Source organism: Bacillus sp. JJ634 (genome assembly GCF_036962285.1).
Lineage (GTDB): Bacteria > Bacillota > Bacilli > Bacillales > DSM-1321 > Peribacillus > Peribacillus asahii_A.
Map to the genome: position 1 here is coordinate 1,533 of NZ_JBALMU010000025.1, position 14,284 is coordinate 15,816.

The 14,284-nt window shown below is 40.1% G+C and carries 11 protein-coding genes, 1 pseudogene and 2 riboswitches; of the genes and pseudogenes, 8 read left to right on the plus strand and 4 right to left on the minus strand.

Annotation, left to right across the window (positions count from 1 at the left end; all coding sequences use genetic code 11):
• Nucleotides 1–123: 123 nt before the first annotated feature.
• Complete coding sequence (locus V7068_RS05080; RefSeq protein ID WP_499711367.1) at nt 124–1,005, minus strand: LysR family transcriptional regulator; 882 nt, start codon at nt 1,003–1,005, stop codon at nt 124–126.
• Between the two features lie 127 nt (nt 1,006–1,132).
• Here V7068_RS05080 and V7068_RS05085 point away from each other — a divergent pair, with 127 nt between their 5' ends.
• The 4 genes from V7068_RS05085 to V7068_RS05100 all read left to right on the plus strand — a co-directional run bounded on the left by V7068_RS05085 (nt 1,133) and on the right by V7068_RS05100 (nt 5,603).
• Entirely contained in the window at nt 1,133–1,834 is a 702-nt protein-coding gene (locus tag V7068_RS05085; protein ID WP_127762156.1) for a CoA transferase subunit A, read from the plus strand.
• Nucleotides 1,835–1,863: 29 nt separating this feature from the next.
• The gene (locus V7068_RS05090) at nt 1,864–2,517 is read left to right on the plus strand and encodes a 3-oxoacid CoA-transferase subunit B (RefSeq protein ID WP_252282822.1); all 654 of its coding nucleotides are present in this window, start codon (nt 1,864–1,866) and stop codon (nt 2,515–2,517) included.
• A 17-nt stretch (nt 2,518–2,534) separates the two neighbouring features.
• Entirely contained in the window at nt 2,535–3,722 is a 1,188-nt protein-coding gene (locus V7068_RS05095) for an acetyl-CoA C-acetyltransferase (RefSeq protein ID WP_375349436.1), read from the plus strand.
• A 423-nt stretch (nt 3,723–4,145) separates the two neighbouring features.
• Nucleotides 4,146–5,603, plus strand: coding sequence for an RNA-guided endonuclease InsQ/TnpB family protein (locus V7068_RS05100; protein ID WP_499711368.1), 1,458 nt, complete (start codon nt 4,146–4,148; stop codon nt 5,601–5,603).
• A 217-nt stretch (nt 5,604–5,820) separates the two neighbouring features.
• On the opposite strand, the gene V7068_RS05105 is transcribed toward V7068_RS05100, so the two are convergent.
• The 3 genes and pseudogenes from V7068_RS05105 to V7068_RS05115 form a co-directional block, all read right to left on the minus strand.
• On the minus strand, nt 5,821–6,240 hold the full coding sequence (locus V7068_RS05105) for a hypothetical protein (RefSeq protein ID WP_499711369.1): 420 nt from the start codon (nt 6,238–6,240) through the stop codon (nt 5,821–5,823).
• Between the two features lie 126 nt (nt 6,241–6,366).
• Nucleotides 6,367–6,837, minus strand: coding sequence for a low molecular weight protein-tyrosine-phosphatase (locus V7068_RS05110; RefSeq protein WP_499711370.1), 471 nt, complete (start codon nt 6,835–6,837; stop codon nt 6,367–6,369).
• A pseudogene (locus tag V7068_RS05115) lies at nt 6,834–7,608 on the minus strand (EcsC family protein). Before V7068_RS05115 ends, V7068_RS05110 begins: the two are co-directional and overlap by 4 nt.
• Before the next feature lie 137 nt (nt 7,609–7,745).
• Between V7068_RS05115 and V7068_RS05120 the strand changes: the two are divergent.
• From V7068_RS05120 to V7068_RS05135, 4 genes are all read left to right on the plus strand, one after another.
• On the plus strand, nt 7,746–10,070 hold the full coding sequence (locus tag V7068_RS05120) for a bifunctional metallophosphatase/5'-nucleotidase (protein ID WP_499711372.1): 2,325 nt from the start codon (nt 7,746–7,748) through the stop codon (nt 10,068–10,070).
• A gap of 270 nt (nt 10,071–10,340) precedes the next feature.
• Complete coding sequence (locus V7068_RS05125) at nt 10,341–11,795, plus strand: circularly permuted type 2 ATP-grasp protein (RefSeq protein WP_499711373.1); 1,455 nt, start codon at nt 10,341–10,343, stop codon at nt 11,793–11,795.
• Complete coding sequence (locus tag V7068_RS05130) at nt 11,788–12,750, plus strand: alpha-E domain-containing protein (RefSeq protein WP_499711374.1); 963 nt, start codon at nt 11,788–11,790, stop codon at nt 12,748–12,750. The genes V7068_RS05125 and V7068_RS05130 overlap by 8 nt, the downstream gene beginning before the upstream one ends.
• A gap of 75 nt (nt 12,751–12,825) precedes the next feature.
• A complete protein-coding gene (locus tag V7068_RS05135) occupies nt 12,826–13,683 on the plus strand; it encodes a transglutaminase family protein (protein ID WP_499711375.1) in 858 nt (285 codons plus the stop codon).
• Between the two features lie 122 nt (nt 13,684–13,805).
• A riboswitch (cyclic di-GMP riboswitch) is annotated at nt 13,806–13,885 on the minus strand.
• Between the two features lie 287 nt (nt 13,886–14,172).
• Nucleotides 14,173–14,255: riboswitch (cyclic di-GMP riboswitch) on the minus strand.
• Between the last annotated feature and the right edge of the window lie 29 nt (nt 14,256–14,284).

The window sequence follows — 14,284 nt, forward strand, 5'->3', positions numbered from 1 at the left end:
AGAAATCAAACCAGGAAAATGTCCTTCATCAGGTTCATGAAGGCCAAAACCAAGAAATCGAGCCAACGAAATATCCCTCACTTTCAGACAGTCCTTCCCCCAACATATCATTATCCCTAAAAATCACTCTTCTTCACCTAGCATCTTCAATAACTCTTTTAATGCAAAAGAATGATAGGCGCCTTTTTTAGTAATAATCCCGAGCCTCCAAAGGAGAGTGGAGTTTTCTTCAATCGGTATGATTTTGACATTGCTGTTAGTTTGTTTGTCATAAATTAATCTCGGCAATAACGCGATACCAAGCCTGGATGAGACGAGTCCGACGATTAAATCCCACTGTGAGCTTTGATAAGAGATCGTTGGGGTGAATCCATGGTTTTCACATGCTTGGATAACGTGGTCATGTAAAGTAAAGTCTTTCGAAAATAAGATGAATTTTTCATCTCTTAGTTCGCTCAAAGAAATAGACTGTTTATGGGCGAGTGGATGATCTTCGTGAATATATAAAACGAATTCATCTTGAATAAACGGGTGAATATTGAATTTTTTCTCATTGGCTGGCATGACAATGATACCGAGATCCACCTGTCCATCTTCGACAAGCTGGCCAAGCAATTTGGCGCCGAGTTCAGTCAGCTCAAGGGATACTTTTGGGTATTTTTGATTGAAGCGACGAGCAATATCAGGGAAAAAAAGCGTGCCAATCAGAGGAGGAATCCCGATTTTAATTGTACCTGCCGTAACATCCATGAGCTCCTCTAAAAGTACATCCAATTCGGACAATGCTGCTAGCGCTTTTTGCCCCTGCTGGTATACAATCTGTCCTGCATCTGTCAATCGTAAATGTCTCGTTGAGCGATCAAACAGCTCAACATGAAGTTCCTCCTCTAATTTCTTTATAGCTTTACTTAAAGAAGGTTGCGTTAAGTAGGAATGGGCAGCAGCTTTTGTAAAACTTTTATGATTAGCGACTTCGATAAATGAGTTTATATCTCGTAATTCCATCATGTTCTCCTATTTATTCCTTATTTTCATAATCTATATTCCTTTTATGTATTTTACTTATAGAGAATAGAAATGTAAACTGTAAATAAATTATTCCAAATATTCAAGGTGTTGGAGGGGGAGCCAGATGAAAAACAGCAAAGTAATGAATTCCTTCTTGGAAGCGGTTTCAGATATTAAGGATGGTTCAACGATTATTGTAGGCGGTTTTGGTCTTTCAGGTATTCCGGAGTATTCCATTCAGGCTCTTAAAGAGCAAGGAACAAAGGATTTGACGGTTGTTAGTAATAATTGCGGGGTCGATGATTGGGGACTTGGGCTGTTGCTTGCGAATAAGCAAATCAAGAAAATGGTCGCTTCTTATGTTGGAGAAAATAAAATTTTTGAACAGCAGTATTTAAGCGGAGAATTGGAAGTCGAATTGACTCCTCAAGGTACACTTGCAGAGCGAATGCGAGCCGGCGGTGCAGGCATCCCTGGTTTTTATACAGCAACAGGAGTCGGTACACCAATTGAAGAAGGAAAAGAAACGAAGATTTTTGACGGGAAGAAATATCTTTTAGAACGAGGAATTGTAGGGGACTTCGCACTTGTAAAAGCATGGAAAGCAGATAAATTTGGTAACCTCGTGTACCGAAAGACTGCTCGCAACTTTAATCCACTTGCAGCGATGGCCGGAAAAATAACGATTGCAGAAGTAGAGGAAATTGTGGAACCTGGTGAATTAGATCCAGATGAAATCCATACACCAGGCGTTTATGTACAACGTTTATTGCTTGGGTCGAATTATGAAAAACGCATTGAACGACGGACGGTTGCAAAAGCTTAAAATTTTTTAAATGAATGGAGTGTCTGAATATGAGCGATAAACGCTTTGATATTGTAAAAAGAGCAGTTCAGGAAATTAAAGATGGCATGAATGTTAACTTAGGTATTGGCCTGCCGACACTTATTGCAAATGAAATTCCAGATGATTGCGATGTGTTGCTTCAATCGGAAAATGGTCTGCTCGGTATTGGGCCATATCCAGTAGCAGGTGAGGAAGATGCGGATTTAATCAATGCTGGAAAAGAAACCGTGACTGTCGTTCCAGGTTCTTCATTTTTTGACAGCGCAGAGTCGTTTGCTATGATTCGCGGCGGCCATATTGACCTTGCTATTCTTGGGGGAATGGAAGTGTCAGAACAAGGAGATTTGGCGAACTGGATGATTCCCGGGAAAATGGTAAAAGGTATGGGCGGCGCGATGGACCTTGTCAACGGAGCAAAACGTGTGGTAGTAATTATGGAGCATGTGAATAAACATGGAGAATCCAAAGTGAAAAAGGCATGTACACTTCCATTGACTGGTCAGCAAGTGGTGAACCGATTAATTACTGATTTGGCTGTTTTTGATTTTACTCCTGAAGGGATGGTTCTAGTCGAAACGCAAGGGAATGTTTCTGTTGAAGAAGTAAGAGCAAACACAGAAGCACAATTTTCTGTAGCTCCTGAGCTTGTAGCAGTAAACTAAAAAAAGGGGATGATTCTATGTCAAGAACGGTAATTGTAGATGGGGCACGAACACCTTTTGGAAAATTTGGCGGTGCACTTTCATCATTAAGTGCATCAGAGCTTGGCGGAATTGCAATGAAAGAAGCACTTAATCGTGCGGACGTGAAACCGGAAGAAATCGGTGAGGTTATTTTCGGTAATGTCCTGCAGGCTGGGCAGGGGCAAATTCCTTCCCGCCAAGCTGCACGTGCAGCTGGTATTCCATGGGATGTTAAAACGGAAACCATTAATAAAGTATGTGCCTCAGGTCTTCGCAGTGTGACACTTGCTGATCAGATTATTCGTTCAGGTGATGAAGAAGTCATTCTCGCCGGTGGCATGGAGTCGATGTCGAACACTCCTTATGCAGTGCCTAAATCCCGCTGGGGAATCCGCATGGGTGATACGCCAATGGTGGATTTGATGATTCATGATGGTTTATCGTGCAGTTTCACCGGTGTGCACATGGGGAATTACGGGGACAGCACAGCAACAGAATTCGGGTTATCACGTGATTTACAGGATGAGTGGGCTGTCCGAAGTCACAGACTGGCACTTGAAGCAATAGAGGCTGGGAAGCTTGCAGAAGAAATCGTAGCAGTGGAAGTGCCTCAGAAGAAGGGCAATCCGATTATTGTAGAAAAAGATGAAGCTCCTCGCAAGGAAACTACGAAAGATGTACTAGCAAAATTGCGTCCGGCATTTAGTAAAGAGGGCACGATTACAGCAGGTAACGCACCTGGTATTAACGACGGTGCTGCTGCGCTTGTACTCATGAGTGATGAACGTGCTAGAAAAGAAAACAAAGATGTTCTTGCTACAGTAATAGCTCATGCAGAGGTTGCAGTAGAGGCCGGAAACTTCCCGCAAACACCGGGTCTTGTTATAAATAAGCTTTTAAATAAAACAGGAAAAACAGTTGCAGATATTGACTTATTTGAAATTAATGAAGCTTTTGCTGCTGTTGCACTTGTAAGCAACCAAATAGCTGGACTTGATCCGGAAAAAGTAAATGTTAACGGCGGTGCAGTCGCTCTTGGCCATCCAATTGGTGCCAGTGGCGCACGTGTTATTCTAACTCTTGCTTATGAATTGAAACGCCGAGGCGGCGGTATCGGAATCGCAGCGATTTGTTCTGGCGGCGGTCAAGGGGACGCGATTATGATTGAAGTGCCCGGTAAATAAGCTTGGTTAGACCTCCTTGTCGGGGCAGCGTGAGGAAATCGGAATTCCTCAAGCTACCCTTTTTGAATTTCTTTTGCTTGTAAATCTATCATTTTCACTGAAAGAGTACCCCTTCCTCAAGGAGCGTGAAGGGCGGTAGCCCAGTGAGTAGGGAGGGCGGTGAATTTCAGTTTGCGAAGCAAAAGGTGGATAGGAACTTTTACGAAGCAAATGTTAATCCTTTTTGAATTAATTCGTATACAGCTCCCACAAAGGAAGAAATGAGATTCTTTTGTTGATGGGCTTCGATTTGTTTAATTAGGTCAACTGGAAATATGGTTAATATAGGTTTATTTCCCAAACAGTAGACCGTTCGTGATGGTATATACTAGAAATAGATCATTTATAAACATATACTAAGTATATAGGAAGGAGGGGATAACAATGGAACAAACGCCATATAAAACGTATCAAATATGGATTAAAAAAGGACATCGTTTATTTTCGTATTTTCAAATGATGTGTGAACATGCAAAAAACCTATATAATACGAGTAATTTTTACTATCGGCAAGTATATACCGCTCTTACCAGTAATAAACATCCTCATCCTTTACAAGAAGAAGTGTTACAGGTTATTCATACACATGTAGATCGAATGAATGATATTCAACTTCAAGCTTACCAAAAGCGAGTAGCGAAAGAACAAATGAAACCAGTGGACGAACGAAAAGAAGTGAAAGCGAATTTGTTTACGAAACCGACAAACGAACATCCGTATATCAACTATTCATTTTTAGATTGTTTATTTAAGGTTAGTAAACAATCCGATTATCTTTCATTACCGATTCAAAGTAGTCAACAAGTCATGAAGACTATGTTTCAAAACTGGAAATCGTTTTTTGTTTCTTTATCCGATTATCAAAAAAATCCTCATAAATATAAAGGGAAACCAGGTATTCCTAATTACAGTTCATCTAAAGTGAAAGAAGTGTTTTTCACCAATCAAGATTGTGTGATAAAGAATGACCGTTATTTAAAATTTCCTAAAACAAAAAAACAACTCAATATTGGCAAAATGGCTAGAATAAAAGGGAAACTTAAACAAGTTCGTGTTCTTCCTAAGTACGGTCAGTTTGTAGTAGAGGTTGTATGGGAGTGTTCTTTGCCTAAACCAACAGAAAAAGAGCCAACTCATTTCATGGGAATTGATCTAGGAATTGATAATTTAGCGACTGTAGTGGCTAATACAGGAATGAAGCCAGTTCTAATTAAAGGAAAACGTGTCAAATCCATTAATCAGTATTACAACAAGCAAAAAGCCTATTATACGAGTATCCTTTGTCACGGAAAGTCATCCAATCAAGGGCAACATACGTCAAAAAAATTAGAACGATTGCATTTGAACCGTCACAAGCAAATCAAAGATTTATTCCACAAAGCGAGTCGTCATATTGTGAATCTTGCCTTACAAGAACAGGTAGACATAATTGTGATTGGACAGAACAAACAGTGGAAACAAGAATCGAATATAGGAAAACGAAATAATCAACAGTTTTGTTTCATTCCACATCGTTTATTGATTCAAATGATTGAATATAAAGCGATAGAGCATGGGATTCAAGTAGTTATTACGGAAGAATCCTATACATCTAAGGCTAGTTTTTTAGACCTTGATTTTCTGCCCACTTATGAGAAAGAAAAGACCTACTCATTCGGTGGAAAACGAATCAAACGTGGGCTATATAAGAGTGCAAAAGGAATCCTGATGAATGCTGATGTAAATGGGGCTTATAACATAATTCGAAAAGTAGTTCCAAATGCGTTTGCAAATGGAATAGAGGGGTTGAACGGTAGCCAATCCGTTAATGTGTCAACTCCCCTTGTGTTAAGCGTTCAGTAAGTAGGTTCGACACACAAGAAACCCCCACTTCAAGGAAGCTTGGTAGAGCGAGTAAGTGGGGGAGTACTCATCTAATTTGTTCCGAATCACTCTGTTTAGGTTGAGTAAAGAAAAAGATAAATAGAATGATGGGGAGTGCGATAAGGAAGATTCCGACTGTTGATGGACTGATGGTTGGAATATCTGTTAGAGACATATTCACCATTCCTTTTTTGAATTATGGATTAAAATGAAACTGATTAGTGATGACTTTTTTATATAAAGTATAATCGTCTTTTAAGTCTGGAAGAGATGGCTCAGGGATGGGCATTCCAAATATAGGGCCACTGACAACAAGTGTAAATTCTCTTGCTCCTATAAAGGTACCCTCTACTACAATAGAACCTTTTAATAGCAAAATAGCGATCGAAATATCAAGGATATCAAGAAAGGCGGTTGCCACCTTATTTCCGTTTTTCCCTTCTAATCTTTCTGTACCTGTGAGCGGGCCGGCTAAAGATAAACGAAAAGACCCCGGTGTAACAAACACTCCTCTTAGTGTAATTTGGCCTGTTAGTAATAAGGCAGCTGTGGCGACGCTAATATCACGCTGAATAGCACGAATAAGTCGTTTTTCTTGTTCTAGTTCATTGTTCAATGCTGTTACACCTTCTTTTCTACACGTTTATTTCGCCTAAATTAATTGTATGAATCAATCCCAAAAGTGGGTACAGAAAAATAAAAAAGGAAATCCCACTCATGTTCGCGGGATTTCCTTTTCTTATTATTTCGTTATGTTATGCTCAATCCGAATCTTCTCAAGTAAAGCTTGGCAGCCGTCTGTAACAAGGTCAAAGGTTTCCTGGAAATCCCCTGTATAGTAAGGGTCCGGTACATCTTTTTTATGATCCGTTAAGTCGAGCAGACGGATAATTTTTGGATGATTAGGTTGGCCTGTCATTTCGTAAATATTCGCAACATTACTTTCATCCATCCCTACAATATACTCAAATTTCTCAAAGTCTTCTTTTTGCAGCTGACGTCCGACAAGACCTGCTGATGAGATGTTATATTTTTTTAAAATCGTCACCGTGCCTTTATGCGGGGGACTTCCAATATGCCATGAACTTGTGGCCGCTGAATCGACCGTTATTTTGTCGCTTAACTGTTCTTTTTCAAGTAAGTCACGAAAGATTGCTTCAGCCATCGGTGAACGGCAAATGTTCCCAAGGCAGACAAATAAAACGTTAATCATGTTGTACTCTCCTTTTTATCCGTGATTAGTAGATCTAGATTGTCTAATCGTTCTAGTCGCTCCAACACTCGTCTTTTTTTATACAGCATATTCGCGGCTTCGCCAACATCTTGAATTGCTGTTTTGTTCATATACGCTCCGAAAATCATCCCGGCAATCGGAATCATTTGAAAAAGCTTCTTCCAGCCAAAATTATCCCGGTACGTCATAAATACTTCTCGCCATCCTTGTAGTTGGGAGAAGCCTTGCTCTCTTTTTGGAGCTGTCAATTCTTCTAATATCGCTTTTTTTCCTACGACATCGGATGAAGTAAATTGCATGCATTTGACCATAAAGATTCGTTCTTCTTTATCTGTTGGGTCATACCCATAAGCGACAGCTACTTCCTGAATCGTTTTCAATGTTAATCCTAGAATAAGTGGAATATCGATAGCTAACGTAAATATCCCGCCAATCCCGGTAGTCGCTCCTTGAATTTGGGCATTTTTTGCTCTTGTCGCGATAAAAGCATTTGCGACTTTATCCATATTCTCAAGGGGGAATGTTTGAACATCCTCTAATGTAAGTTTTCCATCGGAGGATAATAGTTTAGATGCTTTATCTAGCGTAGCATCATTGTTCACTAAATATTGACCGCCAGTGTCGATATAATTCGCAATTTCATCTAGTAAATCGTTTATTTTATTATGAAGAAACTTAGGCNNCTTTTTGATCCTTCTCCCATTTTTCAATCGTTTTCAATTCTTCTCGCAATTGGTCTTTATTTTCCATTGGAAACACCTCGGCCACTTGTGGATATGATTTTTATGTAAATTAATGTAAAATCTTGTATTGAAAGGCTTTTATTTGCCCATTTCATCGTATCATAAGAAATAGGGAAATTCTATTTATAAGGGGGATGTACTAGTATGGCGAATAAGAAGATGTTTAAAGTGGCAATGGCTGCGGCAATCGCTGGAAGTGTGATTACGACGGTTGCTCCGGTGCAGTCAGAAGCGGCAGATAGCCTCAGAAGCAAGATTCAATCGGCGAAATCTACTATGAAGAAACCTTATAACACCTATTTCAAGACGACGACATTAGCTTCTGTAGCAACGGTTGAAAAAGAAATTAAAGCCGCGAAAAAAGCAAAAAAAGACATCCAAGCGGCTATTAAAAAATCCGCTTTATCCAAAAAACAAAAAGAAGCTCGATATAAAGAAATTAAAGCATACAACAAGTACATCACGCGTGCAGAAGGATATGTCAAAGGCTACAAATCAGCCGAAAAAGCAAAAGCCGCGAATGATAAATCAGTAAAAGCACTCGAGCAAGCAGCGGTGAATCAAAAACCGAATCAAGTAATCAAACGATATGAGGCACTGCAGGAAGCTATAAAAAAAGCCGATAAGGCGATTAAAAATACAGTATACGGCGCTAAAATTGAAGTACTTCTCTCCAATCAATTCACAAAAGTGACGAAACAAGCGTTAGCAGGCGATATAAAAGTATATTATTACTACGCACAAGCAGAGGATTTAATTGAAAAAGGAAAATTGCAGACGGCAGAAAAACGGATAACAGCCGTTGCTGCCCAACTTGAAAAAGTCGATAAAACCTCCGCACTTGGTCAAGCGATTCACCAATATGTACAAGCTGTAAAAGCGAAGTATGATGCAAAAGAGAAGTTCACCTTATCTTTAATGCATACGAACGATACCCATGCTCATCTTGACAATGTCGTGAAACGAGTAACGGCAGTGAAGGAAGTACGTGCGAATAAACCAGGTGCTCTGTTAGTTGATGCAGGTGATGTGCTAACGGGTACGTTATATTTTAATGAATTTAAAGGACAAGCTGATCTGCGATTTATGAACCTGATGAAATATGATGTGATGACATTCGGCAATCATGAATTCGATTTAGGCGTGACGGCTGAGGGGCATGGAGCATTAGCCCAGTTTGTGAAGGGAGCTGAGTTTTCATTTGTCAGCTCGAATGTGAATTTTAGCAAAGACGCCAAGCTGAAAGGGTTGTTTAAGGATTCCATTACGTCCAAGCCGAGGGATGGTCAGATTTATAATGGAATCATTAAAGAAGTAAACGGTGAAAAGGTTGGAATCTTCGGCTTAACGACAGAGGAAACGAAGGCTATTTCTAGTCCTGGAAATGTTGAGTTTGAAAATTATAAAGAAGAAGCGGAAAAAGCCGTTGCAGCCTTTGAAAAACGGGGCGTGAATAAAATTGTCGCTGTAACCCATATTGGGTATGATGACAATCCAGCATATGATAATGACCTCACATTAGCGACGGAAGTGGATGGCATTGATGTCATTGTTGGCGGGCATAGCCATACCCAATTAGATCAACCTGTCGTTGTGAATAAAGATGAAAAAGGGAAAACGAAAGCGCCGACTGTTATTGTTCAGGCGTATCAATATAGTGATTATTTAGGAACGGTCGATGTTGAATTTGATAAGAAGGGGCAAGTTGTCGGTCAAGCCGGTCAACTGATTAAACTAGCGGATAAACAAGAAGACCCTGAAGCGGCCGCATTGTTAAAAACATACTCAGCGAAAATAGAAGAAGTGAAAAACACGCCAACTGGAGCAACAGCGGTTCGAGCTTTAGACAATCCTCGCGATTCCGGGGATGAGACGAAGCCGAGTGTGCGCAAAAACGAAACAGAGCTCGGCAATTTAATTACGGATGGTATGCTGAGTAAGGCGAAAGAGTTCAATAAAGATACAGTGATTGCGTTCCAAAATGGGGGCGGAATCCGCGCTCCGATTGACCAAGGAGAGATTACGTTAGGCGATGTGTTAACGGTACTTCCATTTGGAAATACGTTAGCAACGGTGAAATTGACAGGAGCAGAGATTATCCAAGCGTTAGAACATAGTGTTAGTCAAGTGCCGGAAGAAAGCGGCGGCTTCTTACATGTATCAGGTTTGAAGTTCACATTTGACAGCAGTAAACCTGCGGGCAGCCGTGTTCAGAAAGTAGAAGTGCTACAAGGCGGTTCTTACTCAGAGTTGCAGCTATCCAGCGAATACGTTGTCGCTACAAATGCCTTTACCGCAAAAGGCGGAGACGGCTTCACCGTTTTCCAAAAAGCCTATGAACAAGGCAGAGTCACAGACATCGGCCTAGCCGACTGGGAGAACTTCAGCGAGTATGTGAGTGGGTTGAAGACGGTAAATCCGCAAATAGAGGGTAGAATCAACAACGTGTCATCAAACGTGTCACAGTGACTTTTCAAATTGTGTATAACATGTGGATAACTCTGTTGATATCTACCCTAAAAAAGAAGATGCATCCGATAATGGATGCATCTTTCGGTGTTTGGAGTCATTTTAAAGTCACAGTGACTTTTCGGTTTGTGGATATCCTGTGGAAAACCCAAAACTTTAGAAAATTTTGTTAATTTTAACCAAAAAAGAAGGAATTGTACCTAGTTTGTCGTATTGATTAACAGATATGTTCTAAAACATTTAATTAGTTAACATCGGAGGCGAGTATTCATGTTTGAACCGTACAAGACAGGTCATTATTATGATGAAATGCTGCAGGAAAATGGTGAGCCAAAAGAGCATTATCGGCAATTTCATTCTGTACTGCAAAGGTTGTCAGAAGAAGAGTTTAAAGAAAAGCACGAAACCGCACAATCTAGCTTTCTGAGACAGGGTATTACCTTTACCGTTTATGGAGAAGAAGGCGGAACGGAGCGGACAATGCCTTTTGATTGCGTTCCGATTATTATTCCAGCTGATGCTTGGGAGACGATTGAAAAAGGAATGAAACAACGCGTCGAGGCGCTTAATTTATTTTTAGAAGACATCTACCATGATCAACACATACTCAATGATGGCATTATTCCGAGAGAACTTGTAGAACAAAATCCATACTATTATAAGCAGGTAAGCGGCACTCAATTCCCCTTGAAAAACCACATTTTCCTAGCAGGGATTGATTTAATAAGAGATGAACAAGGGACATATCGTGTACTTGAAGATAATTTACGTAATCCTTCGGGCATTTCTTACGTCTTTCAAAATCGATTTGTTATGCGGCAAGTGTATCCAGAGTTTTTCTCAAGACACTCTCTTTGTTCGCTGGAAGATCAAATTACCCATCTTCAATCTGCCCTGCTTTCACATATCCCATCTAATATAAAGAAACATACCGAACCTCGGGCTGTATTGCTAACGGCAGGTATGTACAATTCCGCTTATTATGATCATGTTTTTCTCGCGCAGCAAATGAATATTGCGCTTGTGGAAGGGCGGGATTTGATTGTAAAAGATAACGTTGTCTATATGAAGACGATTCAAGGCTTAAAACGGGTCGATATTATTTATCGTCGAATTGATGATGATTTCTTGGACCCAACAGCGTTTCGTGAGGACTCTCTGCTCGGTGTTCCAGGTTTAATAGACGCTTATAAGCAAGGAAATGTCGCCATTTTAAATGCCGTTGGTAATGGCGTAGCTGATGATAAAGCGATGTATACATATGTTCCTGATATGATTCGTTATTATTTAAAAGAAGAACCGATTATTCAAAACGTCGAAACATATATTTTGAGCGATCCGAAGCAGCGGGAGTGGGTGCTTGAGCATTTACATGAGCTTGTTGTAAAAAACGTTGGTGCTTCAGGTGGATACGATATGTTAATTGGGCCGCATGCATCAGAAGAAGAAATTGAAACATTCCGCTCGAAAATTTTAGAAAATCCGAAGCAGTACATTGCCCAACCGACGATTAAGCTATCTAGAGCTCCAGTCTATCAACAAGGCAGTTTTTATCCATGCCATGTCGATTTGCGTGTCTTTGTCATGAAAGGGGAAGAAACGCATGTCTTACCTGGGGGACTTTCACGAGTTGCTTTGAAAAAAGGGTCGCTCGTCGTTAACTCGTCTCAGGGTGGCGGCGGTAAGGACACATGGGTGTTGAAGGAGGTTATGCAGCATGCTTAGTCGCGTAGCGGATGCGTTATATTGGATGGCTAGAAACGGTGAACGAACAGAAAATAATGCTCATATTCTTCAAGTTCAATTGGTGAAAATGCTAGAAGAGTCTGGGAGAGAAAGTGTGAATTATCAAGATTGGCAGACGGTAATCGATATATGCGGCTCGAAATCAGCGTATGAAGAGGATTACGGAGAACTTCGTGTGCACAAGGCCGTTGATTATATTGGTTTTTCCAATGGGAATTCGAATGCCTTAACGAATACACTCTCTTATGTTCGAGAAAATGCACGCATGACACGAGATGTGATTCCAAATGAATTATGGGAAGTATGGAATGACCTATATTTACATTCACAAAATAAAGGGCCGCATACAGAGTTCTCCTTTCAAGACATTCATAGTTTTTTGCGGCATATTAAAGCAACGTCCATGACATCGACAGGAATCATTGATTCAATGATGTCCCGAGATTTACCGTATCATTTCATGAAGATTGGGCAGTGGTTGGAGCGAGCTGAAAAGACGGCCCTTATTATGAAAGTCATGCTCCAAAAGGCGAAGTTTTCCGATTGTCAGAGTTTTAGTGAATATGATGGACAATTCGCTCTTCGGCTAGTGAATGGGTATCAGGATTATTCAAAGAAATTTCGTCTCAAAGATCCGGCGCTTATTCTGCAATTCCTTATTTCTGACCGGACGTTCCCGCGCTCCATTTATTATTGTATCGAACATGTTAAAGAAGTAATTTGGAAGATTGAAAGTGAGAAGGTGGCACATTATTCTTGGCGAATGTATGCTGCGCTAGATGAATTAATCGCTTCAGTTGAGGCCGTTTGTGTTCAACAGCTCAGTTTTGAAGAACTAGAGATGTTTATCGAGGATATATTGAGCCAATGTATCGAATTTGGCAAAATCTTCTCAACAACGTATTATTTAATAGAAGCTGATGCGAGCAGATGAAAGAGCAGAAATGCTAAAGGGTCCTTCTCTCTTAATAATCATCAATAATTTTTGCATCTAGGGAGTGGATGGGCAATGAAATATGAAATTGTACATAAGAATACCTTTTATTATGAAGACGATGTACAGCAAAGTTCAAATACAATTCGCTTAAAGCCGAGAAGTGACGCATGTCAGCGTCTGCTGTCTTATCGTAAAAAAGTAACGCCGACCTCTATGGCGAAGGAACATATAGATATATGGGGAAATTATGTAGAAAGTTTTTTTATTCCAGAGAAACATCGTATTTTAGAAGTAGAAGCAACATCCGTTGTCAGCATTCAAAAAACACCATTTATTCATCAACTAGACTACTCACCAGAAATGAAATCGATCTTTCATTCAGAATTATTCCACGAACATTATTTACCTTTTTTAAATCGAACGGCTTACACGTATTTGGAACAGCACCAAATCGATGAAGTCGTTCGCGAAGTAGGAGATATAGACAATCCGATTCAATTTGCCCTACAGTTAATGAGCTATTTGTTTGAAGTGTTCACATATGATACCGAAGCAACAACGGTGGAGACGAAGGCTGTTGAATCATTGCAGTTAAAACGAGGAGTTTGCCAAGATTACACCCATGTCATGCTAGGGATTCTGCGAGCGCGCGGCATTCCTGCGCGATACATGAGCGGCTATTTATATGTTGGCGAGAATTCTACCCTCGTTGGCAGTGCTGCCTCACATGCCTGGGTAGAAATCATGGTCCCAGGCATCGGTTGGGTTGGCTTAGATCCAACCAACAACGTAGAAGCCATCGACAATCACATTTGCCTATCCGTCGGCCGCGATTACTCAGACGTCAGCCCGCTGCAAGGCGTCTATCATGGCGGGAATCATACGCTTGAGGTGGAGGTAGAAGTGAAGAAGGTATTTGAGTCACAGTGACGTTTTAGAATGTGGATATTATGTGTATAACATTGTGGATAAGTATAAGCGAAAAAGGAGAGCCTATCATTTAGAAAATGATGGGCTCTTTTACACGGCTAGTCTTAATTAATCACTTTATGTCTGTTATTCCATCCTTCTCTTAGCTTGTTAGATTTGTAATTTGCGTCCTTACTTTGCAGTAAGTTTGCTTTTCGCTAAAATCAAAAATATATAAAATATATATTTTTAATTCGAGGCTTCTGATTCCGATTCATCGCTTTATAACCTAATAATCGATATTCAGAATGGAAATACAATTTAAAACTACAAAAAAGGCTAAATTCAGCCATTTGGAAAAGTTATTTAATCATTCTGCGTCTATTGTTCCATATTTTGATATAAACATGATGATTCTCTGATCTGAAAAACTTTATTCCAATAAGCTTAAGCGGTGTCCAGATTTCTTTCATTTGATATAGTGGCATTTTGTTTATTTATCATCCTTTTTGCGGTAACCCAGCCGTCATAGCATTTGCCGTAGACCTGTGGCTTTGCGTCCTTATTTTTCAATAAGTTTGCCTTTCACTATACTTAACACTATTTATAGTATAATTATACC

Bases quoted from the DNA above. Each gene is read 5' to 3' on its own strand.
- V7068_RS05125 (WP_499711373.1), top strand. From the start codon at position 10,341: ATGTTTGAACCGTACAAGACAGGTCATTATTATGATGAAATGCTGCAG.
- V7068_RS05085 (WP_127762156.1), top strand. From the start codon at position 1,133: ATGAAAAACAGCAAAGTAATGAATTCCTTCTTGGAAGCGGTTTCAGAT.
- V7068_RS05135 (WP_499711375.1), top strand. From the start codon at position 12,826: ATGAAATATGAAATTGTACATAAGAATACCTTTTATTATGAAGACGAT.
- V7068_RS05120 (WP_499711372.1), top strand. From the start codon at position 7,746: ATGGCGAATAAGAAGATGTTTAAAGTGGCAATGGCTGCGGCAATCGCT.
- V7068_RS05100 (WP_499711368.1), top strand. From the start codon at position 4,146: ATGGAACAAACGCCATATAAAACGTATCAAATATGGATTAAAAAAGGA.
- V7068_RS05080 (WP_499711367.1), bottom strand. From the start codon at position 1,005: ATGGAATTACGAGATATAAACTCATTTATCGAAGTCGCTAATCATAAA.
- V7068_RS05130 (WP_499711374.1), top strand. From the start codon at position 11,788: ATGCTTAGTCGCGTAGCGGATGCGTTATATTGGATGGCTAGAAACGGT.
- V7068_RS05090 (WP_252282822.1), top strand. From the start codon at position 1,864: ATGAGCGATAAACGCTTTGATATTGTAAAAAGAGCAGTTCAGGAAATT.
- V7068_RS05095 (WP_375349436.1), top strand. From the start codon at position 2,535: ATGTCAAGAACGGTAATTGTAGATGGGGCACGAACACCTTTTGGAAAA.
- V7068_RS05110 (WP_499711370.1), bottom strand. From the start codon at position 6,837: ATGATTAACGTTTTATTTGTCTGCCTTGGGAACATTTGCCGTTCACCG.